Here is a 25664-nt window from a genome sequence, read left to right as displayed (position 1 = left end):
ATCGCACGCCCGTAGTTCCGAGGGGGACTTATGGCCACCGTTGAACTCCGCTTCAGCGCGCTGCCCGAGCACGTCCGCACCGCCCGACTGGTGGCGGCGGCGGTGGCTCGCAGGGCCGGAGTGGACGAGGCCGTCCTGGACGAGGTCCGGCTGGCCGTCGGCGAGGCCTGTTCCCGTGCCGTGGGTCTGCACCAGGCCGGCGGCATCACCGAGCCGGTGCGGGTGGCGCTGATCGAAGAGGAGAAACAGTTCTCCATCGAGGTCGGCGACGAGGCACCCCGTTCCGTCCCCGGCGGCCGGGGCTCCGGTGGCGCGGCGGACGTGGACGTGGAGGCCGAGGAGGACGAGATGGGCCTCGCGGTCATCAGCGGCCTCGTGGACGACGTGGAGGTCACGGCCGGGGAGCACGGCGGGCTGATCCGCATGACCTGGCCGACGACCCCGCCCGGAGTCGCGCTCACCTGAGCGCCACCCCGACTGTGCATGCCGAAGGGCCCCGCAACCGCGGGGCCCTTCGGCATGTCGGCACGTCCGTGCAGCCGTTTCACCTGCGACCGGTCCTAAAGTGATCTCGTGCGATGTATTTAGTGAATTTATTCACGATCAGTCGGGCGATAATTTGATCAAGTAAACGGCCGCTGTCAATGCTTTTAGGGCATTACCGCTTTCGGGTTCGTCGGCCTGATCTCGATCATTTGCTGAAGAGCACGAGAAGGCCAATTCCGCTTACCGTCCCCTGTTTAGATCACTCGCGGGTACCTAGAATCCGTCCACATCTTGAGCTCAGCCCAAGCGTCAAGGAGGACGAATGGCGGGGCTTTCTACCCCTCATCAGTTGGGCCATCACCCCACAACCTTCGCAGCCGCAGTCCTGACCGACGACAACCGGGTCCTGGTGGCGGTCATCGCCGCCGTGGCGCTGGCCGCGCTCGTGGTCGCCTGGATCCTGGTCCGCCAGGTGCTCGCGGCCGGCGAAGGCACCGACAGCATGAAGAAGATCGCGGCGGCGGTCCAGGAAGGCGCCAACGCCTATCTGGGCCGACAGTTGCGCACCCTCGGCGTATTCGCCGTCGTGGTGTTCTTCCTGCTCCTGCTGCTGCCCGCGGACGACTGGAATCAGCGCGCCGGCCGGTCGATCTTCTTCCTGATCGGCGCGGCGTTCTCGGCGACCACCGGTTATATCGGCATGTGGCTCGCCGTACGCAGCAATGTGCGCGTCGCCGCGGCGGCCCGGGAGGCCACTCCGGCGGAAGGCGAACCGGAAAAGGATCTCACCGCCGTCTCGCACAAGGCCATGAAGATCGCTTTCCGCACGGGCGGCGTCGTCGGCATGTTCACGGTGGGGCTCGGCCTGCTCGGCGCCTCCTGTGTGGTGCTGGTGTACGCGGCCGACGCGCCGAAGGTGCTCGAAGGCTTCGGTCTCGGTGCCGCCCTGATCGCCATGTTCATGCGTGTCGGCGGCGGCATCTTCACCAAGGCCGCCGACGTCGGCGCCGACCTGGTCGGCAAGGTCGAACAGGGCATTCCGGAGGACGACCCGCGCAATGCCGCGACCATCGCCGACAACGTGGGCGACAACGTCGGCGACTGCGCGGGCATGGCGGCCGACCTCTTCGAGTCGTACGCCGTGACCCTGGTCGCCGCGCTGATCCTCGGCAAGGCGGCCTTCGGCGACTCCGGACTCGCCTTCCCGCTCCTGGTACCGGCCATCGGCGTCATCACCGCGATGATCGGCATCTTCGCGGTCGCGCCGCGCCGCAGCGACCGCAGCGGCATGAGCGCCATCAACCGCGGCTTCTTCATCTCCGCGGTGATCTCGCTCGTGCTCGTCGCGATCGCGGTCTTCGTGTACCTGCCGGCGAAGTACTCCGACCTGAACGGCATCGGTGACGCGGCCATCCGGGCCAAGGACGGCGACCCGCGGATCCTCGCGCTCGTCGCGGTGGCCATCGGCATCCTGCTGGCGGCCGTCATCCAGCAGCTGACCGGCTACTTCACCGAGACCAACCGACGTCCGGTCATGGACATCGGCAAGACCTCGCTGACCGGCCCGGCCACCGTGGTCCTCGCCGGCATCTCGGTCGGCCTCGAATCGGCCGTCTACACGGCCCTGTTGATCGGCCTCGGTGTCTACGGCGCGTTCCTGCTCGGCGGCACGTCGATCATGCTCGCGCTGTTCGCGGTGGCGCTGGCCGGCACCGGTCTGCTCACCACGGTCGGCGTGATCGTCGCCATGGACACCTTCGGGCCGGTCTCCGACAACGCCCAGGGCATCGCCGAGATGTCCGGCGACGTCGAGGGCGCGGGCGCGCAGGTGCTCACCAACCTGGACGCCGTCGGCAACACCACCAAGGCCATCACCAAGGGCATCGCCATCGCCACCGCCGTCCTCGCGGCGTCGGCGCTCTTCGGGTCGTACCGGGACGCGATCACCACGAACGTGCAGGACGTGGGCGTGAAACTCAGCGGTGCGGGCTCCCCGTTGACCCTGTCCATGGACATCTCGCAGCCCAACAACCTGGTCGGGCTCATCGCCGGCGCGGCGGTCGTCTTCCTCTTCTCCGGACTGGCCATCAATGCCGTGTCGAGGTCGGCGGGTTCGGTGGTCTTCGAGGTGCGGCGGCAGTTCCGCGAGCACCCCGGGATCATGGACTACACGGAGCAGCCCGAGTACGGCAAGGTCGTCGACATCTGCACCAAGGACGCCCTGCGCGAGCTGGCCACGCCGGGACTGCTCGCCGTGATGGCGCCCATCTTCATCGGGTTCACGCTCGGTGTCGGCGCCCTCGGGTCCTACCTCGCGGGCGCGATCGGCGCGGGCACCCTGATGGCCGTCTTCCTGGCCAACTCCGGTGGTGCCTGGGACAACGCCAAGAAACTCGTCGAGGACGGCCACCACGGCGGCAAGGGCAGCGAGGCCCACGCCGCCACGGTCATCGGCGACACGGTCGGCGACCCCTTCAAGGACACCGCAGGGCCCGCGATCAACCCGCTGCTCAAGGTCATGAACCTGGTCTCCCTGCTCATCGCACCCGCGGTGATCAAGTTCTCCTACGGACATGACAAGAGCATCGGCATCCGGATCACGATCGCGGTCCTCGCGTTGATCGTGATCGTCGGCGCGGTCTACGTCTCCAAGCGGCGCGGCATCGCCGTCGGCGACGACGACGAGGACAGTGCCGAACGGGTGGCCAAGTCGGCCGATCCCGCGGTGGTTTCGTAGGCGGTCCCAGGGCGCCCACCGGCGCCCTCGCGAGAGGGAGCCGGTCAACGAGCGGGCGGACGGCGTGTGCTGACACGCTGTCCGCCCGTTTCGTACGCCGGGCTGCCTGCCGTCTGCCGTCTGCCGTCTGCCGTCTGCCGTGAGCTGTGTGCCGAGGTGCGCCGGAGTGCGTTCGGGAGCGGAATGTGCGCGTCGTCTCGTCGTGAGCCTTCTCTCCCCGGAGCAAAACTACCCAAAAGCTTATTTAATGGGTGCTTCCATGACGGTACTGTCCGTCCGCCGTGTAGATTCCGGGGGCCGAGAGCCATGGAAGGGACCGATCCGGTGAACAAGAAGCTCGCGGCCGCACTGTCCGGCGGTGCGGTACTGGTAGTGGCGCTGTCCGGGTGCAGCAGCAACAAGGGCACCGACCCGAAGCTGATCGCCTGGGCCAAGACCGTGTGCGACGCGGTGCCGGCGCAGGACGCGAAGATCAAGGCGGCGAACGAGGCGATCTCCACGACGGCCTCCGACACCACGAGTTCCGCCGCGACCATCCAGAAGACCGACTCCCAGGCCTTCCAGGACATGTCCGACGGCTACAAGGCGCTCGCCGCGGCCATCAGTAGCGCCGGCGCGCCCCCCGGGGTGGACGACGGCGCCAAGCGCCAGCAGAACGTCGTCACGACCCTCAACAGCCTCTCCGCGTCCTACGCCGACCTGAAGAAGAAGGTCGACGCGCTGGACACGAAGGACCAGGCGAAGTTCGCCTCCGGTCTGCAGGACGTCGCCTCCCAGACGACGCAGCTGGAGACGCAGAGCAAGAGCGGCACCGCGGCGCTGAACGCCCTGGAGCAGGGCGAGGTCAAGGACGCGATCGCCGAGCAGGCCAGCTGCAAGAAGGTCTCCTCGACGACGTCGACCGGTGCCTCGGATCCGGCGTCGGCCCCTGCCTCGACCTCGACCTCGTCGACCGCGGGCTGAGACAGCGACGGCACCTCGGAGGCCGGGCCCGCGGCCCGGCCCGAGGCCTGACCCGGTGCCGGGGCCAGGTTCGTGCGCCGAGCGGGTTCGTGCGCCGGGCGGGTTCGTGCGCCGGGCGGGTTCGTGCGCCGGACGGGTCCGTGCGCCGGGCGGGTTCGGTGGGCGCGGCCGTGTGCTGAGCCCGTGGCCGGGCCTGGCCGCGGGCCACAATGGAGGGCGTGACTGACTCCGGCCTCGCCACCCTGCCCGCCTCCGACCGCCCCGACGTCGCCGCCCTGCTGCGCACCGCCCTGCTGGGCTCCTCCTTCACCGCCGACGGCCTGCTCGACCTGCTCGGCGCCCCCGCCTACGCGGCGCTGGCCCGCAGCGAGACGGTGCCCGCGCTGCGCGCGACCCGCGGGGACACGCCCCTGGAGACGCTCGTCCGGCTGTTCCTCCTCCAGCAGCCCGTGCCGCACGCGCGCGTGGCCGGCGTCCTGCCCGTCGACGACCTCCTGGGCAGCGGCTGGCTGACCCGCGCGGGCGGCGACGAGGTCGCGGCCACCGTGGACGTACGGCCGTACGGCGGACCCGACGGCGAGGACTGGTTCATCGTCTCCGATCTCGGATGCGCCGTCGGCGGCGCGGGCGGCATCGGCCGGCGGCACGAAGAAGTCGTCCTCGGCGTCGGCGGCGCGTCCACGACCCTCGCCGGCATCACCGTCCGCACGCCCGTCGCCGCCGCCCTCGACCTCGGCACCGGCTCCGGGATCCAGGCACTGCACGCCGCCCAGCACGCCACGCGCGTGACGGCGACCGACGTCAACCCGCGCGCGCTGCACATCACGGCGCTCACGCTGGCGCTCTCCGGCGCACCCGCGGCCGACCTGCGCGAGGGCTCGCTCTTCGAGCCGGTCCGGGAGGGGGAGACGTACGACCTGATCGTGTCCAACCCGCCGTTCGTGATCTCTCCGGGCGCCCGGCTGACGTACCGGGACGGCGGGATGAGCGGGGACGATCTGTGCCGCTCGCTCGTTCAACAGGCCGGGGAGCGGCTGAACGAGGGCGGGTTCGCGCAGTTCCTCGCCAACTGGCAGCACGTGGCCGGGGAGGACTGGCAGGACAGGGTCAGGTCCTGGGTGCCGCGGGGGTGCGACGCGTGGATCGTGCAGCGCGAGGTCCAGGACGTCAACCAGTACGCGGAGCTGTGGCTCAGGGACTCCGGCGACCACCGCGGGGACCCGGCGGAGTATCAGGCGCAGTACGACGCATGGCTCGACGAGTTCGAGGCGCGCAAGGTGAAGGGGGTGGGATTCGGCTGGATCACGCTGCGCAGGACGGACGCCGCTGTGCCCTCGGTCACCGTCGAGGAGTGGCCGCATTCGATCGAACAGCCGCTCGGTGAGACGATCCGCGCGCACTTCGACCGCCTCGACTACCTCCGTGACCATGACGACGCGGATCTTCTGGAGGGCCACTTCAGGCTTGCCGTCGAGGTGGTCCAGGAGCAGGTCGGGCTGCCCGGCGCCGAGGACCCGGAGCACGTGGTGCTGCGTCAGCACCGCGGGATGCGCCGCGCGACCAAGGTGGACACGGTGGGCGCGGGCTTCGCAGGGGTGTGCGACGGCACGCTGAGCGCGGGGCGGATTCTCGACGCCATCGCGCAACTGACGGGCGAGGACCCGGTCTTGCTGCGCGACCGCACGCCCGCGCAGATCCGGCTGCTCGTGGAGCAGGGGTTCCTGGAGCCGGCCGTCTGACGGACCGGAAGACGTGCGCGGCGCGCCGGGGCGGGTGGGCCGGGGGCGGTCCGTGAGTGGGCCTGCGGGACACGCCGGAGAAGAAAAAGGCCGGAAAAATCTGGTCGGAACGTTCGCCGGCCGGTCCGTCGCCGGTCCTTCGCGGCTTCACCTCTCGTCCGCCGATCGGATGTTCGAGGGTCTACCGGTGGCCCGTTCACCTCGATTTCGCCCGGCGGCCTCCCACCCGACGCCCGTACGTGCCAGTCTCCGGGCGCTGGGCAGTCACGGGTGGCAGGGAAGGGGAGCGCGGGTCATGGAGAGCGCACCGGCGATCTTCGCGGGGGTGGTGTTCGCCCTGTTCGGAGGCGCGCTGCTGGTGTGGACCGGCGTCCGGCTCCGGCGTGGCGAACCCGTCGCCCAGGGTGTGAGTCAGGTCGCATCGGCGACCCTCGCCGGCCTCGCCGCGGTGATCGCGCTGGGCCTCGGGGCGTACTGTCTGACCCGCCTCTGAAGGTGGTGCGCCGGTAATCGGAGCATCACGCTCCGGACATGGCCCGGCGGGCGACCGGGGACTCCGGGCGGCAGGAATGGCGGTAGTCGGGTTACCGTTCGAGTGGCCGTTGTGGGCTTTTCCCGTTTGACACGGGGGCGGGATGTACCGTCACACTCCGCAGCGTCACCAAGTGAGCGGGCATCCGTGCCCGTGCCACGACCCCGGGAGCAAGGCCTGGGGAGGCCCCAGCGTCGACCGGAGAGAAGAGCGAAGTTGTCCCCGACCAGCGAGACCGCACAGGGCGGCCGCCGACTCGTCATCGTCGAGTCCCCTGCCAAGGCGAAGACGATCAAGGGCTACCTGGGCCCCGGATACGTCGTCGAAGCGAGCGTCGGGCACATCCGTGACCTTCCCAACGGCGCCGCGGAGGTGCCCGAGCAGTACACGGGCGAGGTCCGGCGCCTCGGCGTGGACGTCGAGCACGACTTCCAGCCCATCTACGTGATCAACGCCGACAAGAGGGCGCAGGTCAAGAAGCTCAAGGACCTGCTGAAGGAGTCCGACGAGCTCTTCCTCGCCACCGATGAGGACCGCGAGGGCGAGGCCATCGCCTGGCACCTCCAGGAGGTCCTCAAGCCGAAGATCCCCGTCAAGCGGATGGTCTTCCACGAGATCACCAAGGACGCGATCCGGGCCGCCGTCGCCAACCCGCGCCAGCTCAACCAGAAGCTCGTCGACGCCCAGGAGACCCGCCGCATCCTCGACCGCCTCTACGGCTACGAGGTCTCGCCGGTCCTGTGGAAGAAGGTCATGCCGCGCCTGTCGGCCGGCCGTGTCCAGTCCGTGGCGACCCGGCTCGTGGTGGAGCGGGAGCGGGAGCGCATCGCGTTCCGGTCCGCTGAGTACTGGGACCTGACCGGCACCTTCGGGACCGGGCGGGCAGGGGACCCGAGCGACCCGTCCGTCCTGGTCGCCCGCCTCCAGGCCGTCGACGGCAAGCGCGTCGCGCAGGGCCGCGACTTCGACTCGCTGGGGCAGCTCAAGAGCGCGAACACCCTGCACCTCGACGAGGCGAACGCCCGCGCGCTGGCCGCCGCCCTGGAGAACACCCGGTTCTCGGTCCGCTCGGTCGAGTCCAAGCCGTACCGCCGCTCGCCCTACGCCCCGTTCCGTACGACGACCCTCCAGCAGGAGGCCTCGCGCAAGCTCGGCTTCGGCGCGAAGGCCACCATGCAGGTGGCCCAGAAGCTGTACGAGAACGGCTACATCACGTACATGCGTACGGACTCCACGACGCTGAGCGACACCGCGATCGCGGCCGCCCGCGCCCAGGTCACGCAGCTCTACGGCGCCGACTACCTGCCCTCGGCCCCGCGGACGTACGCCGCCAAGGTCAAGAACGCGCAGGAGGCGCACGAGGCGATCCGCCCCTCGGGTGATCGTTTCCGCACCCCCGCCGAGACCGGACTCACCGGCGACCAGTTCAAGCTCTACGAGCTGATCTGGAAGCGGACCGTCGCCTCCCAGATGAAGGACGCGACCGGCAACAGCGTGACCGTCAAGATCGGTGGCACCGCCGCCGACGGCCGGGACGTCGAGTTCAGCGCCTCCGGCAAGACGATCACCTTCCACGGCTTCCTCAAGGCCTACGTCGAGGGCGCCGACGACCCGAACGCCGAGCTGGACGACCGCGAGCGCCGGCTGCCCCAGGTCGCCGAGGGCGACCCGCTGTCCGCCGAGGAGATCACGGTCGACGGGCACGCCACCAAGCCCCCGGCCCGCTACACCGAGGCCTCGCTGGTCAAGGAGCTCGAAGAACGCGAGATCGGCCGCCCGTCGACGTACGCGTCGATCATCGGCACGATCCTGGACCGCGGCTACGTCTTCAAGAAGGGCACGGCCCTCGTGCCGTCCTTCCTCTCCTTCGCCGTGGTCAACCTCCTGGAGAAGCACTTCGGCCGGCTGGTCGACTACGACTTCACCGCCCGGATGGAGGACGACCTCGACCGCATCGCCGCAGGTCAGGCGCAGGCCGTGCCGTGGCTGAAGCGCTTCTACTTCGGCGAGGGCGGTGAGGGCGCCGCCCCCGGCGGCGCGGCCGACGCCGGCAACGGCGACGGGGACCACCTCGGTGGCCTCAAGGAGCTGGTGACCGACCTGGGCGCGATCGACGCCCGCGAGGTGTCGTCGTTCCCGGTGGGCAACGACATCGTGCTGCGGGTCGGCCGCTACGGCCCGTACATCGAGCGCGGCGAGAAGGACTCCGAGGGCCACCAGCGCGCGGACGTGCCGGAGGACCTGGCCCCCGACGAGCTCTCCGTCGAGCTCGCGGAGGAACTGCTCGCCAAGCCGAGCGGGGACTTCGAGCTCGGCGCCGACCCGGAGACCGGCCACCAGATCATCGCCCGCGACGGCCGCTACGGCCCGTACGTCACCGAGGTGCTCCCCGAGGGCACCCCGAAGACCGGCAAGAACGCGGTCAAGCCGCGCACCGCCTCGCTCTTCAAGACCATGTCCCTGGACACGGTCACGCTGGCGGACGCGCTCCAGCTGATGTCCCTGCCGCGGGTGGTCGGCACCGACGCCGAGGGCCAGGAGATCACCGCGCAGAACGGGCGCTACGGGCCGTACCTGAAGAAGGGCACGGACTCGCGTTCGCTCACCTCCGAGGACCAGCTCTTCACGATCACCCTCGAAGAGGCGCTGCAGATCTACTCCCAGCCCAAGCAGCGCGGCCGGGCCGCCGCCAAGCCGCCGCTGAAGGAGCTGGGCACCGACCCGGTCAGCGAGAAGCCGGTGGTGGTGAAGGACGGCCGCTTCGGCCCGTACGTCACCGACGGGGAGACCAACGCGACCCTGCGCTCCGGCGACAGCGTCGAGACGATCACCCCGGAGCGCGGCTACGAGCTGCTCGCCGAGAAGCGGGCCAAGGCGCCGGCCAAGAAGACGGCGAAGAAGGCGCCCGCGAAGAAGACCGCGGCCGCCAAGAAGGCCGCACCGGCGAAGAAGACGGCGGCCAAGAAGACCGCCGCGGCCGCGAAGAAGACGACGACGGCCGCGAAGAAGGCGCCCGCGAAGAAGGCGACGGCTTCCAAGACGGCCGCGGAGGACTGAGCCGCCCGGCCCAGGACCGACTCCGGCCGTCCCGGACCGGACCGGCTGAGATCGTCCCGGCTGGGCAGGACCGGCTCGGGCCGTTCCGGACTGGACCGGCTCCGGCCGTCCCGGACTGGACTGGGTCCGGCCGTTCCGGACTGGACAGGCTCCGGCCGTCCCGGACTGGACTGGCTCCGGCCGTCCCGGACTGGGTCCGGCCGTTCCGGACGGACCGGCTCCGGTGGTTCTGGGGGGCCGGCTCCGGCGGTCCCAAGGGTCGGTTCCGGCCGTCCCGGGGGCGTTGAGGTGCCCTCCGGTCCTCACATCGGCTTCGCAATGTGCACGCCCCGGCATCAACTTGGTGTCGGGGCGTGCGTACCTGTGGACGGTCGCCGCGGGCTGTCGGCGGCTGCCGATAGGCTGAAAGCATGACGCGAGCCGAGCAGCCAACGGCCCCCCAGACAGACCCGGACGACGCGCTGGTAGCGGATTCCCGCGAGCGCGCCGTCCGCTCTCTGCTGCGCCGACCCGAACTGAGGCGGTTGTGGAGCGCCCAGCTCGTGAGCGGGATCGGTGACAGCCTGGCGTTGCTGGTGCTGGTGGTGCTCACGCTCCAGGCAGCCGTGGCCCAGGGCTCGTTCGGCGGTGGTTACCGCGGCGCGGCGCTCGCGGTGACGGTCGTCTTCGGGGTGCGCATTCTCGCCACCCTGCTCTTCGGCGCGGTCCTGCTGGGCCCGCTCACCACGCTGACCGCGCAGGGCGGCCCGCTCGACCGCCGCTGGACCATGGTCGGCGCCGACGGCCTGCGCACGGTCCTGCTGATCATCGCGCCCCTGTGGATCGACTGGACCCCGGCGAACGCCCTGACGCTCGTCCTCGCGACGGCCTTCGTCACCGGGGTCGCCGAGCGCTTCTGGACCGTCTGCCGGGAGAGCGCGGCCCCCGCGCTGCTGCCCGCCCCGCCCCCGGAGGGCGCCACGGTACGGCCGCTGCCCGACCACCTGGACGCCCTGCGCCGCCTCTCGCTGCGGACGACGTTCCTCACGGTTCCGCTCGCGGCCGCCGCCCTGGTCGTCGCGTCGCTGGTCAACAACCTGCTGGGCACGGGCATCGCCTGGTTCGCCCAGCACCAGGCGGCCCTCGGCTCGTACCTGGCGGCGGGCCTGTTCGCCGCGTCCCTCTCGGTGCTGGTCTACCTGGAGGTGCCCGGCACCCGTACCCCGCGCGCGCGGTCGCCGCTGGAGGGCCTGCGCCGCCCCAAGACCGCCGACGGCACCGACACCGGCCGCACCGGAGCCATCCCGCTCCTCGTGCTGGCCTGCGCCGCGATCGCCGGTGCCGTCTCCGCCGCCGTCGCCGTCGCCGTGCTGCACGCCAGGGACCTGGGCGGCGGACCGGTCCTGTACGGCCTGCTGGTGCTCGCCCTGACCGGCGGGGTCGCCGTCGGCATCCGTACGGCGCCCGCCATGCTCCCGACGCTCTCCCGCCGCCGCCTGCTGTCCCTGGCGATCGCCTTCACCGGCATCGCGCTGCTGGCCGCGGGCCTGGTTCCGGACGTCACCACCGTGCTCCTGATCGTCGCGCTGGCCGGCATCGGCGCGGGCGTTGCCGCCAACACCGGGCACACCCTGCTCGACCAGGAGACCGAGGACTCCCGCCGGACCCGGACGACCGAGCACCTGCACGCGGTGGTCCGGGTCGCCATGGCGCTCGGCGCGCTGATCGCCCCCCTGGTGGCCGCGCTGATCGGACCGCACCGCCTGGAGAACGGCAAGTTCGTGTTCGCGCACGGCGGCGCCGCGTTCACCCTGATGCTGGTCGGCGCGCTGCTGCTGCCGGTGGCCGCCGTGGTGCTCGCCAAGGTCGACGACCGCGCGGGCGTACCGCTCCGCCACGACCTGCGCGACGCCCTGCTCGGCGGCGACGACCCGGCGCAGGCGCCTACGGCCAACGGCTTCTTCATCGCCCTGGAGGGCGGCGACGGCGCCGGCAAGTCCACCCAGGCCGAGGCCCTCGCCGAGTGGATCCGCGCCAAGGGCCACGAGGTCGTCCTCACCCGCGAACCCGGCGCCACCCCGGTCGGCAAGCGGCTGCGCTCGATCCTCCTCGACGTCTCGTCCGCCGGCCTGTCGCACCGCGCGGAGGCCCTGCTGTACGCGGCCGACCGCGCGGAGCACGTCGACACCGTCGTCCGGCCCGCCCTGGAGCGCGGCGCGGTCGTCATCTCCGACCGGTACATCGACTCCTCCGTCGCCTACCAGGGCGCGGGCCGCGACCTGTCCCCGACCGAGGTCGCGCGCATCAACCGCTGGGCGACCGCGGGGCTCGTCCCGCACCTGACCGTCCTGCTGGACGTGGAGCCGGAGACCGCCCGCGAGCGGTTCACCGAGGCGCCCGACCGGCTGGAGTCGGAGCCCGCCGAGTTCCACGCACGCGTGCGGGCCGGCTTCCTCACGCTGGCCGCCTCCGACCCGGGCCGGTACCTGGTGGTCGACGCCGGTCAGGAGCCCGAGTCGGTCACCACCGTGATCCGGGCCCGGCTCGACACCGTGCTGCCGCTCTCCGAGGCCGAGATCAAGGCCGCCGAGGAAGCCCGCAAGGCCGCCGAGGAGGAGGCCCGGCGCAAGGCCGAGCTGGAGGCCGCGCGCAAGGCGGAGGAGGAGCGCGTCGAACGCGAGCGCCAGGAGCAGCTCGCCAAGCTCCGTGCCGAGGAGGAGGAGCGCAAGCGCCGCGAGCTGGAGGAGGCGCAGCGCCGCGAGGCCGAACGGCAGGCGGAGGAGGCCCGGCTGCGGGCGGAGGAGGCGCGCAGGCGGGCCGAGGAGGAGCAGGCCCGGCTGCTCGCCGAGGAGAAGGCCCGCGCGGAGGCCGAGGCACGCCGCCAGGCCGAGGAGGAGCAGCGCCGCCGGCAGGCCGAGGAAGAGGCCCGGCTGCGTGCCGAGGCCGAGGAACGGCGCCTGGAGAAGCAGCGCAAGGCCGAGGAGGCCCTCCTCAAGGCCGAGCAGGCGCGCCGCGCCGCGACGGAGGCGGCGGCAGCGGCCGACGTGGCCGCCCAGCAGTCCGCCGCACGGCAGCCGACGGCACCGGGCGTCACCCCGGAGGCCACGACCATGCCGACGCCGGTGGTGAAGCCGGACGCGCGGGACGACGAGACGACGGTCCTGCGTCCGGTACGGGACGAGCAGGCGCCCGCGGCCCACGAGTCCGAGGCCGAGGTGACGGCACAGCTGCCGCAGCCGCCGGTCCGGCCCGCGGGGGCGGCCGACGAGACGGCGGTGCTGCCGGCGGTGCCGCCGGGCGCCGCGGACGAGACGGCGGTGCTGCCTCCCGTGGGCGCGGCCGACGAGACCGCCGTACTGCCGCCGGTGCCGTCGGGCGCGGCGGACGAGACCGCCGTGCTGCCTCCCGTGCGGGACGACGATGCGGCGCCCACCGACGCTCCGGCGGACCGGATGCCGTCCGGCTTCTTCCGGGACGAGCGGGCGGGCGGCAACCCCGACGGCTCCGAGGGCCGCACCCGCGAGATGCCGCAGGTCGACGCGGACGGTGCCGCCGAGGGCCAGGCGCGACGCCGTCGCCCCCGGCCCGACTGGGCCGAGGAGACCCCGCTGGACGACCTGCCGTCGCTGGCGGACGAGCTGCTGGGGTCGTACGAGGAGCCGGAGCCGGACGACGAGCGCGGCCGGCGGGGCCGCGGCCGGCGGGGCTGAAAAAACCGGGTACGGCGGGGGCGGTGCGGGTCGGGATGCCGACCGGCACCGCCCCCGTTGTCAGTGGGCACCCGCACAATGGAGTCCGGGCCGCGGAACCGGCGGACTTCGACCACAAGAGCCGGGCGATCTTCGGACCGGTGCGTACGGCGACAGCGACATGAGGAAAGGCGGCGTGACCCATGACCGTGTGGGACGACCTCGTCGGGCAGGAGCGGGTGAGCGAGGTGCTCACCGCCGCCGCCCGCGACGCGGACGCCCTCGTCACCGCCGCCGCGACCGACCAGCCGCCGCCGGAGTCGTCGAAGATGACGCACGCCTGGCTGTTCACCGGCCCGCCCGGCGCCGGCCGCAGCCAGACGGCGCGGGCCTTCGCCGCCGCCCTCCAGTGCGTGAGCCCCGACCGCGCCCTTGGCGGCGTCCCCGGCTGCGGCTTCTGCGACGGCTGCCACACCGCACTGGTCGGTACCCACGCGGACGTCACCACGGTCGCCGCCGTCGGCGCCGAGATCCTGGTCAAGGACATGCGCGACACGGTCCGCAAGTCGTACACCGCCCCGGCGACCGGACGCTGGCAGATCATCCTGGTCGAGGACGCCGAGCGGCTGAACGAGAAATCGGCCAACGCCGTCCTGAAGGCCGTGGAGGAGCCCGCCCCCCGGACGGTCTGGCTGCTCTGCGCGCCCTCGCTGGAGGACGTGCTGCCCACGATCCGCTCCCGCTGCCGCCACCTGAACCTGCGCACGCCCTCGGTGGACGCGGTCGCCGACATGCTCGTCCGGCGCGAGGGCATCGAGCCCCAGGCGGCCGCGGCCGCCGCCCGCGCCACCCAGGGGCACGTCGACCGGGCCCGCCGGCTGGCCACCGACCCGGCTGCCCGCGAGCGCCGCGCGGCCGTGCTGAAGCTGCCGCTGCGGCTGGACGAGATCGGCGCCTGCCTGAAGGCCGCCCAGGAGCTGGTGGACGCGGCGGCGGAGGACGCCAAGCAGCTCGCCGAGGAGATGGACGGCAAGGAGACCGAGGAGCTGAAGGCGGCGCTCGGCGCGGCCCAGGGCGGTCGCCTGCCGCGCGGCACGGCAGGCGTGATGAAGGACCTGGAGGACATGCAGAAGCGCCGCCGCACCAGGACCCAGCGCGACAGCCTCGACGTCGCACTCACCGACCTGACCGGCTTCTACCGCGACGTCCTCGCGCTCCAGCTGGGCTCCAGGGTCGCGATCGCCAACGCGGACGCCGAGGATTCCCTGGAGCGGCTGGCCCGCGCGGGCTCGCCCGAGGCCACACTGCGCCGGATCGAGGCGATCGCCGCCTGCCGGGAAGCCCTCGACCGGAACGTGGCGCCGCTGCTGGCGGTGGAGGCGATGACGATGGCGCTCAGAGCCGGCTGACGTCGGCATCCGGGGCCTGGGGGTGCGCGGCATTGACCGGGGTCACCCGTACGAGCCACAGTCGTCGCGCACGGCACGGAGATCATTTCGCGGCGTTACGCTCGATTGATGCACATCAGGCGAATCACCCGCCGGACCCCAATTCGATCCCGGGCCCGCACCCGGACGATGGCGGCCGCCCTGCTCTCGGCCGCCGCCCTGCTCGCCTCCGCGTGCTCCACCGCCGGGAGCGCGTCGACGGCGACGTCGGCGTCCACCTCGGCCGGCATCGCCCAGCTGGCCGCGCTGCCCCGCTCGACACCGTCCGCGCTGGCGCCGTACTACGACCAGAAGCTCACCTGGCGGGAGTGCGGCGTCCCCGGTTTCCAGTGCGCGACGATGAAGGCCCCGCTGGACTACGCCGAGCCCGGCGCGGGTGACGTCCGGCTGGCGGTCGCCCGCAAGAAGGCCACCGGCAGGACGAAGCCGCTCGGCTCGCTGCTGGTCAACCCCGGCGGGCCGGGCGGCTCGGCGGTGGACTACCTCCAGCAGTACGCGGGCATCGGCTACCCCGCCGAGGTGCGGGCGCGCTACGACATGGTCGCCGTCGACCCGCGCGGAGTCGCCCGCAGCGAGCCCGTCGAGTGCCTGGACGGGCCGCAGATGGACACGTTCACCGAGACCGACATGACCCCCGACGACCAGCAGGAGACGGACCGACTGGTCGCGGAGTTCACGACGTTCGCCGCGGCCTGCGGGAAGCATTCGGCACAGCTGCTGCGCCATGTCTCCACCGTCGACTCGGCACGGGACATGGACATCCTCCGGGCGGTGCTCGGCGACCCGAAGCTGAACTACGTGGGGGCGTCCTACGGCACCTTCCTCGGCGCGACCTACGCCGGCCTGTTCCCGGGACGCGTCGGCCGGATGGTCCTGGACGGGGCGATGAACCCGTCCCTGTCCGCGCGTGAGCTGAACCTCCAGCAGACGGCGGGGTTCGAGACGGCGTTCCAGTCCTTCGCCAGGGACTGCGCCAAGCGCACCGACTGCCCGCTCGGCGGCAAGGGCAGCACGCCGACGCAGATCGCGGACGGCCTCGGCACGTTCTTCAAGAAGCTGGACGCGCACCCCGTCCCGACCGGCGACCCCGACGGCCGCAAGCTCACCGAGTCCCTGGCGACGACCGGCGTGATCGCGGCGATGTACGACCAGGCCGAGTGGGAGCGGCTGCGCGACGCCCTGCACACGGCGATGAAGGACAACGACGGCGCGGGCCTGCTCGCCCTCTCCGACAGCTACTACGAGCGGGACGCGGACGGCCGCTACTCGAACCTCATGTTCGCCAATGCCGCGGTGAACTGCCTGGACCTGCCGCCCGCCTTCACCGGCCCCAAGGGAGTCGAGAAGGCACTGCCCGAGTTCGAGAAGGCGTCGCCGGTGTTCGGCCCGAACCTGGCGTGGGCATCGCTGAACTGCGCGTACTGGCCGGTACGGGCCACCGACGAGCCGCACCGGATCGAGGCGAAGGGCGCCGCCCCCATCGTCGTGGTCGGCACCACCCGCGACCCCGCGACCCCCTACCCCTGGGCCCAGTCCCTGGCGGGCCAGCTCTCCTCGGGCCGCCTCCTCACCTACGTCGGCGACGGCCACACCGCCTACGGCCGGGGCAGCACCTGCATCGACTCCGCGATCGACACCTACCTCCTCCACGGCACCCCACCGGGGCGGGGAAAGCGCTGCTCATAGCACCTGCGACCGCCCCCGGAGCCCCCGCTCCGGGGCGTGTGCGGAGCACCCCCGGAAACTGTGTAGACTTACCGACGTCGCTGATCGCACCATAGTGTGGGCGACGCGCCGCTTTAGCTCAGATGGCCAGAGCAACGCACTCGTAATGCGTAGGTCTCGGGTTCGAATCCCGAAAGCGGCTCCACGAAAGGCCCGGGTCAGACGCCGTTGACCTGGGCTTTTCTGTTGTTCGGGTGCGGCAGGCGGACCGCCCTCGTGGGGGCGCAATGAGGCTGCGTGAGCGGGGGTGGCCAAGGGGTGGCCGCGTGCGCAGCGAGAGTGCAGAGGGGCGGCCACGGAGAAGCGTGAATAGTTGCCGTCCGCTGTCATCGCTGTTGTGAACACCTGACAAATCGGCTCCCGCGTCACCACCGGCTACGTTCCAGAACGGAGAAGCCCTCGGTGGCCAGCAGTTCCTCCCACTGGCGGGTCAATGGGCATAGGCCGACAGCCCGTCGACATGGTGGATGAACCCCTGCAGTGAGCTGAACCTGATGTGTTCGACATGGGCGGCGAATCCGAACTTCGCTGCCCCGCGGATGTAGTCCTCCAGCCTCTTTCTTGATTGCCGAGGCAGACGCCCCTCGTCGCCGTTCACCAGGAGGCCTAGAACGATCTTCCTGCCACGGCCTGTGTGATCTCGGCGACGCAGCGGGTCAACTTTCACACGGCGCACGGCGATGGCGTCCCGCCACGTGCAACGCCAGTGCGTTAAGGATGTGTGCGCCCTGTCAAGAGGGCGGGACCTCTGGTAGTTCGCATGGTGTCGAAGCCATTGCGAGTGTCCCGGAGGTCCCGTTGCCGCAGAATTCTGTCAGCGTCAGGTCCGGCGCGACAGCCCTGGACGTGTACGCGCCCGGTCATCTGGGCGAGTTGACCGAGATCATCGACCCCGAGTTGGTCGACGCGGTCCTGGAGGACACCGGTGTCCGACAGCAGCGGCTACGGCTGCTCCCGGCGCGTGTCGTGGTGTACTTCGTGCTCGCTCTCGCCTTCTTCGAGCGATCCTCCTACCAGGCGGTATGGGCCAAGCTCACGGCGGGACTGGGCAGCGTGCCCGTGGCCCATCCGTGCGCCTCGTCGCTGGCCCGTGCCCGGCGCCGGCTGGGAAGCGGTCCGCTGCGTCATCTGTTCTCGATCCTGGCCGGGCCCGTGGCCGACCACCGCCAGTCCTGCGCGTTCTACCAGGGCCTGCGCCTGGTCGCCGTGGACGGCACCACCCTGTCCGCTCCCGACGAGGAAACGGTGACCCGGCACTTTCGCAAACACATCGGCAGGGTCCGTGCGTTCGGCTACCCGCTGGTGCGCATGGTGGCCCTCGTGGAGTGTGGCACACGGGCTCTGGTGGACGCGGTCTTCGGACCCGACGACGTCGGCGAACTCGCTTACGCACGCCGTCTGCTGGGACATCTCGATGCATCGATGCTCTTACTGGCCGACGCCTACTACGACGCGTTCGACTTCCTTCAGGCCATGCAGGGCACCGGGGCGCGTTTCGTGCTGCGTTCCACCCGCAAGCGGCGCCCGACCGTGCGCCGCCCGCTGCCTGACGGCTCCTACCTCACAGCGGTCCTGCCGCGCCGTTACCGTGCCAGGGCGAACGGGCAGCGGGTTCAGGTGCGGGTCGTCGAGGCGTGGCTCACGTCGTCCTCGCCGACGGTACGCGGCGCACGGAGCTGTGGCGGCTGCTGACGAATCTGCTGGATGCCGACAGCCACACCGCGGACGACCTGCTGCGGCTCTACCACCGGCGCTGGCAGGCGGAGACCTGCTATTTCTCGCTGAAGTCCACGATCTTGGACGGGCGAGTGCTGCGTTCGCGCAGTGTTCCCGGTCTTGAGCAGGAGATCTTCGCGCTGCTGACGGTCCACCAGGCGCTGGTCCGCATGGCCGGCGATGTCACGACGGCCACGCCGGGACTGTCCGTCCAGCGGGTGAGCTTCACCGTTCTCTTCCAGGCCGCCGCGGACCAGGTCATCGTCGCCCGGGGCCTGCCCGGGGCAGTACGACGTCGTTGATCGGGGCCATCGGCCGGGCCGTGCTGGCCAACCTCCGCCCCGAACAGCGCCGCCAGCGTCTGAAGGCCCGATACCGCAAGACATCCAGCAAGTACCAGTTCCAACGGGACCAACATCCACGCACGGTTCAGACGTACACACTGGACTTCAAGATGGTCAAGGACGGAGACATTGACGCCGGGCCCGACGGCTAATGCAACGGCGTTGCACTCGGCGGGACGCCATCGGGCGATCGTGGAGGTAGGACCAGTAGACGGCCAAGGTGGACGACTTCTCCGCCGCCGGATTGATGCGCAACCGCGTTGTCGTCTCCCGGTCGAACCGCCGATGGCAGACGGGGGTCACTTTCCGGGCGGCCACTTGAGCCTGACTCGGGTGCGGACGAGGGGATAGACCGAGGCAGTCGGCGCGGCGGCACCGCGCCCCGGTCATCAGGTCAGCCCGGTGATTCCGCGGAGGCCGCCTTGCGACGATCGAACCAGAGCACTATTTCGGCCACGATGGTCACGAGCAGCAGCGCCAGGCAGCACACGAAGCCGATCAGTCCGGCCTCCAGCCAGTAGATCCCACGCCAGTCCATGCACTTAAGGGCCGGTGAGCAGCCGATGGTTCCCGGGCTGATCTGCGGCCCCTTCTCATGGTCTCCGATGACGAGGCAGGACACGGAGGTGAGGGTCGCGGCGCCGAGGAGGCACCACCGGATCCGCCGTGTTCCCCACCACGACAGGATCCAGCCGACGATGGTCACCGCCGGCAGGATCCACACGTAGCCACTGATCATTGCCACACTGCATCGGTCCGCGACATGGAGTTCCGGCCGGTCTGCCGTTGGGTGACGTGGTTGCCCATGCCGATCAGCCCTACCAAGGGGTGCTTGATGGTCGACAGATCGCCCGCCGGCTTCCGCGTCGTCACCTCCAGGCCCAGATCGAGCCGGTCACCGGACTTGAGCTTCACCGTTGTGCTCCAGTGGGTTTCGAACAACGACGCGGTGCGGGTACGCGCAAGGAGTCGTACACCGGCGTCGTGGACCTTGTGATTGAGCTGGGCGGTGGCGACTTTGACGTCGCTCACGATCTGGGGGTCCAGTGCGACGGAGAAGGACACGGCCGCGGGGGCCGGGCCCGGTCCGACGCTGTGCACCGTGACCTGTATCGGATAGTAGTACCACCGTTTTCCGTTCGCCCACTCGTGGCGGCCCCACACACCGCTGACCTCAAGGCCCCATGGTGTGGCGACACCGCCGAACGTGCTCGGCCGGCGCGGCTGAAGGCTCCGTCGGCCGCTCGCCTTCGCGTTCTTCCGGCTCACGGCGGCGGTCGCGTCCGCGGGCCCGACGACGAGATCGTGCGGATAGAGCACGGGGTACGCGGTTCCCACGACGACCACCGGATCACTGCCCGCGGCGACGGTTTCGGACAGGGTGACCGTGCAGGTCGCGAGCGTCGTCCTGGGGTCCGTGGTGATCGTGCTCGTCGTGCGCAGCCGACGGTCGTCGACGGTGGCCACCGCGGCCGGGAGCGGGGAGTAGAGCCGAGGGTCGTAGGTGACGGCCACCTCGGTCCCGGCCGGAAGAGCCACGTCCGTGTGCTGGACCCGCACGGCCAACTGTCTGGGGAACGCCGCCGGTTGGACACCGACGCTCCGAAGGACCGCGACCGGGCTCGCGCCGACCGGCACCAGCACCACGTCGGCGGCGGAATCGGCCCACGCCGGGCCGCCCACACCGGCGACGGTGACGGCGGCGACGCCCAGGGTCAGACCTCCGAGGGCGAGGACCTGCCGACGGGTGACCTTCGGTTCGTTCATGTCACGTCCTCGATTCGTCATGAGCAGTACTGGAGGACGGCGTCGCGGAATGCCGCCGCCACACCGCCCAGTGCGTCGGCGGACATGAACTCAGGGGAGGGGCAGGTCACCGATCCGAACTGGTCGTACCAGAAGGCTCCTCGGATGGCGGCCATCTCGGCGGTGCCGCGGGCCATCGCACTCACGGCCGCCGATCCCAGTGTGTCGCTCGAACTGCCGAACCGGAGCGCGTAGAACGCCTTGCGCCGCGCGACGGAATCGGCCGGCGTCGCGTAGTTCGCCTGGAATCCCGCGGACAGCTTCTGGCTGGAGTCCTGCAGGGCGGCGTGGCCCAGGACCCAGGCGTCGATATCGGCGAGGACGTCGCCGAGCGAGAAGTACGTGCCGTCGGCTTTGCCGGCGATCAGACCGGCGGCGAAATCGTATGCCTGGTCGTCGGACAGGCCGCTCTGGTAGAACTGCCCCAGCACGCTGACGAGATCGCCGCCCCAGGTCCCGAAGTCCGCCAGGTTGGCCGATGTGAGGTCGTCGTCCAGACCGGTGGTGATGACGGCGCCGAACGACGCACCGAAGTGAGCGACGTCGGTATCCCACAGCAGGTCGGGGTCGCGCAGCGGGCTCGCGAACGGTTCGTCGGGATAGGCGTTCACGAAGTCGACGAAATCCTGGTCGAGCGAGCCGAAGGTGGTGTCGGCACCCGCGAACTTGTAGAGCCCGTCGCGTGCCCGGAGGTACTGTGCGACCAGTACGGGTGCGGACCGGTCGGTGTGTCCCTGGTCGATCCACTGGCCGGCCCTGGCCTCGAGCCAGATCAGGTAAGTGTAGAAGCCGTCGTTGGCATCGCGCGCCCGGGTCACGCTGTTGATGCCCAGGTCCCGGCCGGAGACTATGTCGTTGTCGATCTCCACCGCGCCACTGGTGCCGGGGGCCAGTGTGAAGTCCTTGATCTGGTCGAAGGCCCAGTTGTCCGGGAGCGGATAGCCGAGATTACCGCTGTAGCCGGTCGACATACCGCTGACGAAGCTCCGTGTGGTGAGGCCCTCGGCCGCCAGGCGGATGCAGGTGTTGCGGCACCCGTACACACCGATCGCGTACTGGCTGCCGTACGCGCCCACTCCGTCGTTGATGCCCTGGAAGTGCGGAATGATCACGCTGGTGATGTCGTCGTCGGTCGCGTCGAAGTCGACCGAGAAATAGATGACCGTGCCGTACGGGATACCGAAGGCCATCGCGGCTCCGGCCGCGTCGTTTCCGGCCGCGACCCCCAGTTCGGGGCCGAAGTCGGTGATCACGTTCCCCTCGTCCTGATAGATCGGGAAGAGGGACAGGCCGTTGTCGAAGATCAGCGCGATCTCGGAGTTGGTCAGCACCTTACTCGTGCCGCCGATGAGGTAACGGCCGACTATCGAGTACCCGTTGTCCTTCACCGTCTGGATCGTCGTCGCGTTCAGGGGATACATGCAGTCGAACGCGGTGCCCTGGCGGTCCGGGTCCCCGGTCGAGACCAGCAGCGACATCCACGTCTCGTAGTCGGCGGCCCCGGTGGAGTCGAGCGAGCAGAACTGCTGGAAGCGCGTCACCGTGTAAGCCAGGTCAGAGGTGAATGTCCCGCCGTCGTCCCCCCAGTGCGCGTCATAGTTGTTGAACGCGACGGCACACTGGAACAAGCGGACCCAGCCGACCGACCCCGAGTCCTGTGTGCCGCTGGACACATAGGCGACCGTCTTGAGCGCCCCTTCGGTGGTCGGTCCGATGGAGCCCGTCACTTGGCTGTCCGTCAGGCCCATCTGGTACTGGATGCCCAGCACCAGGGCCTGCTGGACGTTGCGGGAGAAGTGCCCGTCGCACGGGCCGATGAAGAACTGGCCCTTCTGGTAGTACGCGCTGTTGAGCCACTGCTGGCAGGTCCGGATCGCGTCGGAGCCGCCGGCCGTCTTCACGTACGCGTCCATGGTCAGCAGTGCTTTGAAGACCTTGGGTTCCACGTCGTAGAGCTGGGTGTCCGGCGGCGGACCCGGCAGGCCCATGTCCGCCACCAGGGCGGTCAGGCCGGCACCGGTGTCCACGTTGAAGCCGCCGTCGATGTCACCGCCGCTGTAGCCCTTGCAGTAGAGAGCCGCCTCTGCGATGGTCCGCATGTTTATGTTGGCGGAGTCCCGCCCGACCGGGCCGTACGCGCTCAGATCCGCCCATGTCGTCGGCCCGAAGTTGTCGGACAGCGCGGTGATGCCGAGTTCGTGCTGGAGTGCTCGGGTGAGACAGTAGATCGTCGCCCAACCGGTTATTCCGTTCTCGATGCACGGGTTGTACCCGGATATTCCTGTGTATGTCGCATTAACCCATTGCTGTGCCTTGAGAACCATCTGATCCATAGGGTGGTCCTTCTCGCTGCCGGTGACCCGATGTGCACGAAGATGGCAGGTCGCTTCATCGTTGCTCCATCGCCAGATCATCGCCAGATCATCGCCGGACCGCTGAAAGGCGCTTGCGGGGCGCGTGGGCCGTGCCGTCGTGCAGGCCGGGGCTGTAGGCGGCGCGGGTTGATTCGTCCAGGTGTGTGTGCACTCTGCCTTGCTGCACCCTGGACTCGTAAAATCATCCAATGCGCCTGGAATGATGGAATTTGCTAGTCTTAAAAAATAGTAAATAGTCGCACCCGGGCGCGGTGGCGGTTTCCGCTGTATCTATACTTTCGAACATGCGATCGCGTGATTTTGTATGGCGTTATGCGTACTTTCCTGGTCCCGTCACCTGCCGAAAGGATGGCCGATGCCCGACTTCGGGATTCTCGGACAGCCGTACGCCGAGCCTCTCCAGTCCAGCATCGGTGCGAATCGCAGGCGTGAATGGATCATTCTCTCGGCTCTGATGACACGGCCGAACGCATTCATTTCCACGCATGCGCTTGTCGACGCGATGTGGGACACCAATCCCCCGCGGACGGCACGCGAGCAGGCGATGAACTGCCTCGGATCCGTTCGGCGGGCGATCACTGCGTCGGGTGTCGCCGACGTGAGTCTCGACCGGGTGCGGGACGGCTACGTGTTCGACATCGACGCCGAACGGATCGACCACGTCGTGTTCTCCCGGCTCTGGGCCGAGGCGGGGTCGGCGAAAGCGCTCGGCCAGGTGGAGTCCAGCCTCGGCCTGTACGAGCGGGCGCTGGCGCTGTGGCGCGGCAGTGTGTACGACGGGCTCGACCTACCGAGCTTCGCCTCGCATGCGGCGGCGCTGGAGGAGCAGCGGGCGATCGCGGCCGAGGAATACTTCGCCCTGTCGATCGCCACCGGTCGTGGCGGCGGAGTGATCCCGCAGCTTCTGCGGCACGTCGGGGAGTACCCGCTCCGGGAACGCGGAGTCGCGCTTCTGATGACGGCGCTGTACGACGAGGGCCGAGCCCATGAAGCCCATGTCGTGTACGCGCGCCTCGCCCATCGATTGGGGGAGGGTCTCGCGGTCGGGCCGGGCCGCGAGGTTCGCCAGGCCCTCGACGCGATCCTCAACGGCACGGCCCCGGTCACGGGTTCCCGGCGCTGACGCGTCCTCAGGCGCCGTCCTCGTCCGGGGCGGAGACGGCATGTCGCCGAGTGCCGCGATCACCCCATGGCGACACGAGAGGGAAAACACGGATTACTCAACTTGCTCGACCGTTATGAGGTGGCGTCCCGCCCGGCGGTTTAGTCGATCAGGCCGGCGGAATCTGCAGGTCGCGGCCCGAGGACGACGCCGACGGCAACCGTCTGATCGGCCGCACCCCGACGGAGACCACGCTCTACCTCGGGACCACCGAGGTCACCCTGGCCACGGGCGCCACCGCGGCCAAGGGCACCCGCTACTTCGACCTCGGCGGCGGCCACCAGGCCGTGCAGGCAGACGACGGCACCGTCTCCTTCACCCTGGCCGACCACCACGGCACCGCCCAGCTGTCCGTCAACGCCGACACGCAGGCAGTGACCCAGCGCCGGAGTCTGCCGTTCGGCGGGCTGCGCGGCACCGTGCCGAGCACCTGGACCGGCACCAGGGGCTTCGTCGGCGGTACCAACGACACCGCGACGGGCCTCACCCACCTCGGTGCGCGCGAGTACGACCCCGCCACGGGCCGCTTCCTGTCGGTCGACCCGGTCTTCACGGCCGACGACCCGCAGCAGATGCACGGGTACAGCTACGCGAACAACAACCCGCTGACCTACTCGGACCCGGCGGGCACGGAGATCGGCTCCAAGCCCAACTCCTGCCAGTACGACATCAAGTACTGCAGCAAGCACGAGCAGGAGGAAGTCGGCTACGACTCGAAGACCGGCACGTCGGACTACCGTCGCGGCAACATCTACAAGCGCTCCCAGGCGGCGAAGAAGCACTGGGTGGCGTCGAACACCCCCGTCACGAACGACATCGACAAGCTGGCGGACAACTTCTGGTCCCCCCGGATGAACGGGGAGTTCACGGACGACTTCTGGGACAACCCGGCCTACGAGTCGTCCACGGCGGGCTCCGCCTGCTACGGCCGCGAGGGATGCCGCCAGGCCTGTCTCTACGTGCTGCACGGCGGAAAGGACGTGGCGAAGGCCAAGGAGATCGCGGCGACCTACTGCGTCTACCACGCCGACGAATGCAACGAGAAGGCCGCGGCCGTCGCACGCGGCAACGTCATCCGGGACACCGTCGCCACCGCACTGCTGGCCTATCTCGGCGGGGCCGGCGGCAGTTCGAGACCCTGCAACAGCTTCGTCCCCGGCACCGAAGTCCTGATGGCCGACGGCACGACCAAGCCCATCCAGGACGTGAAGACCGGGGACAAGGTCCTGGCCACGGACCCGAAGACCGGCCGGACCACGGTCAAGACGGTCACCGCCGAGATCACCGGCAAGGGTCTGAAGCACCTGGTCAGGATCACCCTGTCCATCGAGGCCGAGGGCGGGAAGCGGACCGCTTCGGTCATCGCGACGGACGGACACCCGTTCTGGGTCCCGGAGCTCGGCGCATGGGTCGACGCCACCGACCTGGTCGTCGGCGAACAACTCGACGCGTCCTCCGGGGCCGCGGTCACGATCACCGCGGTCCGCCGATGGACTCAGTCGGCCACGGTGTACAACTTCACCGTCGCCGACATCCACACGTACTATGTGCTCGCCGCCACGGTGCCCGTACTGGTGCACAATTCGGGATTGTGCCCGGAGAAGATCGGCGAAGTCTTCCACAACCCCAGCGGCAGATCTTCTCAGGTTCAGTTCGAATATCACTGGGACAAGCACGCAAAGGAGCTCGGTATCACGCGCGAGCAGAACCTCCAGGATGCGCAGGACTGGGCGACGAGAATTGCCCAGCCAGGAGGGAAGAGGGGGCTCAACGCCAGCTTGGAGACGCTGGCGGACGGTGCGCGCGGGATAAAGTACGTGGATCCCCAGACGGGTAAGGGCGGGATCATCGGCTCCGGCGGCAAGCCCGTGACCTTCTGGTACGGCGCCGACCACTGAGAGGAGGA

At 70.1% G+C, this 25664-nt stretch carries 16 protein-coding genes and 1 tRNA gene; 14 read left to right on the top strand and 3 right to left on the bottom strand.

Translation table 11 applies throughout. The features are described from left to right. Positions 1 to 30 precede the first annotated feature (30 nt). The 12 genes from AB0472_RS07285 to AB0472_RS07230 all read left to right on the top strand — a co-directional run bounded on the left by AB0472_RS07285 (position 31) and on the right by AB0472_RS07230 (position 18373). Positions 31 to 465 carry an ATP-binding protein gene (locus AB0472_RS07285; protein ID WP_366354187.1) on the top strand — a complete coding sequence of 145 codons (435 nt, stop codon included), beginning with the start codon at positions 31 to 33 and terminating at the stop codon, positions 463 to 465. Between the two features lie 343 nt (positions 466 to 808). After that, entirely contained in the window at positions 809 to 3223 is a 2415-nt protein-coding gene (locus AB0472_RS07280; protein ID WP_366354185.1) for a sodium-translocating pyrophosphatase, read from the top strand. A gap of 306 nt (positions 3224 to 3529) precedes the next feature. After that, entirely contained in the window at positions 3530 to 4186 is a 657-nt protein-coding gene (locus tag AB0472_RS07275) for a small secreted protein (protein ID WP_366354183.1), read from the top strand. A gap of 218 nt (positions 4187 to 4404) precedes the next feature. After that, complete coding sequence (locus AB0472_RS07270) at positions 4405 to 5925, top strand: class I SAM-dependent methyltransferase (RefSeq protein ID WP_366354181.1); 1521 nt, start codon at positions 4405 to 4407, stop codon at positions 5923 to 5925. 295 nt (positions 5926 to 6220) lie between these two features. After that, complete coding sequence (locus tag AB0472_RS07265) at positions 6221 to 6418, top strand: hypothetical protein (RefSeq protein ID WP_366354179.1); 198 nt, start codon at positions 6221 to 6223, stop codon at positions 6416 to 6418. A 255-nt stretch (positions 6419 to 6673) separates the two neighbouring features. After that, positions 6674 to 9514, top strand: a complete 2841-nt coding sequence (topA, locus tag AB0472_RS07260; protein WP_366354178.1) for a type I DNA topoisomerase — start codon at positions 6674 to 6676, stop codon at positions 9512 to 9514. 410 nt (positions 9515 to 9924) lie between these two features. Then, entirely contained in the window at positions 9925 to 13203 is a 3279-nt protein-coding gene (tmk, locus tag AB0472_RS07255) for a dTMP kinase (RefSeq protein WP_366354176.1), read from the top strand. A gap of 182 nt (positions 13204 to 13385) precedes the next feature. After that, positions 13386 to 14591, top strand: a complete 1206-nt coding sequence (locus AB0472_RS07250) for a DNA polymerase III subunit delta' (protein ID WP_366354174.1) — start codon at positions 13386 to 13388, stop codon at positions 14589 to 14591. Positions 14592 to 14699: 108 nt separating this feature from the next. Beyond that, positions 14700 to 16316 (top strand): alpha/beta hydrolase, encoded by a 1617-nt coding sequence (locus tag AB0472_RS07245; protein WP_366354172.1) that lies wholly within the window; start codon positions 14700 to 14702, stop codon positions 16314 to 16316. A gap of 107 nt (positions 16317 to 16423) precedes the next feature. Further along, positions 16424 to 16500, top strand: a tRNA-Thr gene (locus AB0472_RS07240). Positions 16501 to 17153: 653 nt separating this feature from the next. Continuing rightward, positions 17154 to 18047: an IS4 family transposase gene (locus AB0472_RS07235; protein WP_366354170.1), complete on the top strand. Its 894-nt coding sequence runs from the start codon at positions 17154 to 17156 to the stop codon at positions 18045 to 18047. Then, complete coding sequence (locus tag AB0472_RS07230) at positions 17990 to 18373, top strand: transposase (protein ID WP_366354169.1); 384 nt, start codon at positions 17990 to 17992, stop codon at positions 18371 to 18373. The genes AB0472_RS07235 and AB0472_RS07230 overlap by 58 nt, the downstream gene beginning before the upstream one ends. Positions 18374 to 18809: 436 nt before the next feature. Here AB0472_RS07230 and AB0472_RS07225 read toward each other — a convergent pair whose 3' ends face one another. Genes AB0472_RS07225 through AB0472_RS07215 form a run of 3 tightly spaced genes read right to left on the bottom strand, consistent with a single transcriptional unit; the run spans position 18810 to position 22635 of the window. Then, the gene (locus AB0472_RS07225) at positions 18810 to 19154 is read right to left on the bottom strand and encodes a hypothetical protein (protein WP_366354167.1); all 345 of its coding nucleotides are present in this window, start codon (positions 19152 to 19154) and stop codon (positions 18810 to 18812) included. Continuing rightward, a complete protein-coding gene (locus AB0472_RS07220) occupies positions 19151 to 20182 on the bottom strand; it encodes a hypothetical protein (protein ID WP_366354166.1) in 1032 nt (343 codons plus the stop codon). The genes AB0472_RS07225 and AB0472_RS07220 overlap by 4 nt, the downstream gene beginning before the upstream one ends. 17 nt (positions 20183 to 20199) lie before the next feature. Further along, positions 20200 to 22635: a glycoside hydrolase domain-containing protein gene (locus tag AB0472_RS07215; RefSeq protein ID WP_366354164.1), complete on the bottom strand. Its 2436-nt coding sequence runs from the start codon at positions 22633 to 22635 to the stop codon at positions 20200 to 20202. 316 nt (positions 22636 to 22951) lie between these two features. Between AB0472_RS07215 and AB0472_RS07210 the strand changes: the two genes are divergently transcribed. Then, positions 22952 to 23719, top strand: coding sequence for an AfsR/SARP family transcriptional regulator (locus AB0472_RS07210; RefSeq protein ID WP_366354162.1), 768 nt, complete (start codon positions 22952 to 22954; stop codon positions 23717 to 23719). 326 nt (positions 23720 to 24045) lie between these two features. Continuing rightward, the gene (locus tag AB0472_RS07205; protein WP_366354160.1) at positions 24046 to 25656 is read left to right on the top strand and encodes a polymorphic toxin-type HINT domain-containing protein; all 1611 of its coding nucleotides are present in this window, start codon (positions 24046 to 24048) and stop codon (positions 25654 to 25656) included. Positions 25657 to 25664 lie beyond the last annotated feature (8 nt).

Origin of the sequence: Streptomyces sp. NPDC086777, assembly GCF_040702065.1 — a bacterium.
Lineage (GTDB): Bacteria > Actinomycetota > Actinomycetes > Streptomycetales > Streptomycetaceae > Streptomyces.
The sequence above is the reverse complement of the archived record's forward strand: the minus strand, read 5'-3'. Positions and strand labels throughout refer to the sequence as shown.

Coding starts and splice junctions, on each gene's coding strand:
- AB0472_RS07285 (WP_366354187.1), top strand. CDS start 31: ATGGCCACCGTTGAACTCCGCTTCAGCGCGCTGCCCGAGCACGTCCGC.
- AB0472_RS07280 (WP_366354185.1), top strand. CDS start 809: ATGGCGGGGCTTTCTACCCCTCATCAGTTGGGCCATCACCCCACAACC.
- AB0472_RS07275 (WP_366354183.1), top strand. CDS start 3,530: ATGGAAGGGACCGATCCGGTGAACAAGAAGCTCGCGGCCGCACTGTCC.
- AB0472_RS07265 (WP_366354179.1), top strand. CDS start 6,221: ATGGAGAGCGCACCGGCGATCTTCGCGGGGGTGGTGTTCGCCCTGTTC.
- tmk (WP_366354176.1), top strand. CDS start 9,925: ATGACGCGAGCCGAGCAGCCAACGGCCCCCCAGACAGACCCGGACGAC.
- AB0472_RS07250 (WP_366354174.1), top strand. CDS start 13,386: ATGACCGTGTGGGACGACCTCGTCGGGCAGGAGCGGGTGAGCGAGGTG.
- AB0472_RS07245 (WP_366354172.1), top strand. CDS start 14,700: ATGCACATCAGGCGAATCACCCGCCGGACCCCAATTCGATCCCGGGCC.
- AB0472_RS07225 (WP_366354167.1), bottom strand. CDS start 19,154: ATGATCAGTGGCTACGTGTGGATCCTGCCGGCGGTGACCATCGTCGGC.
- AB0472_RS07220 (WP_366354166.1), bottom strand. CDS start 20,182: ATGAACGAACCGAAGGTCACCCGTCGGCAGGTCCTCGCCCTCGGAGGT.
- AB0472_RS07215 (WP_366354164.1), bottom strand. CDS start 22,635: ATGATCTGGCGATGGAGCAACGATGAAGCGACCTGCCATCTTCGTGCA.
- AB0472_RS07210 (WP_366354162.1), top strand. CDS start 22,952: ATGCCCGACTTCGGGATTCTCGGACAGCCGTACGCCGAGCCTCTCCAG.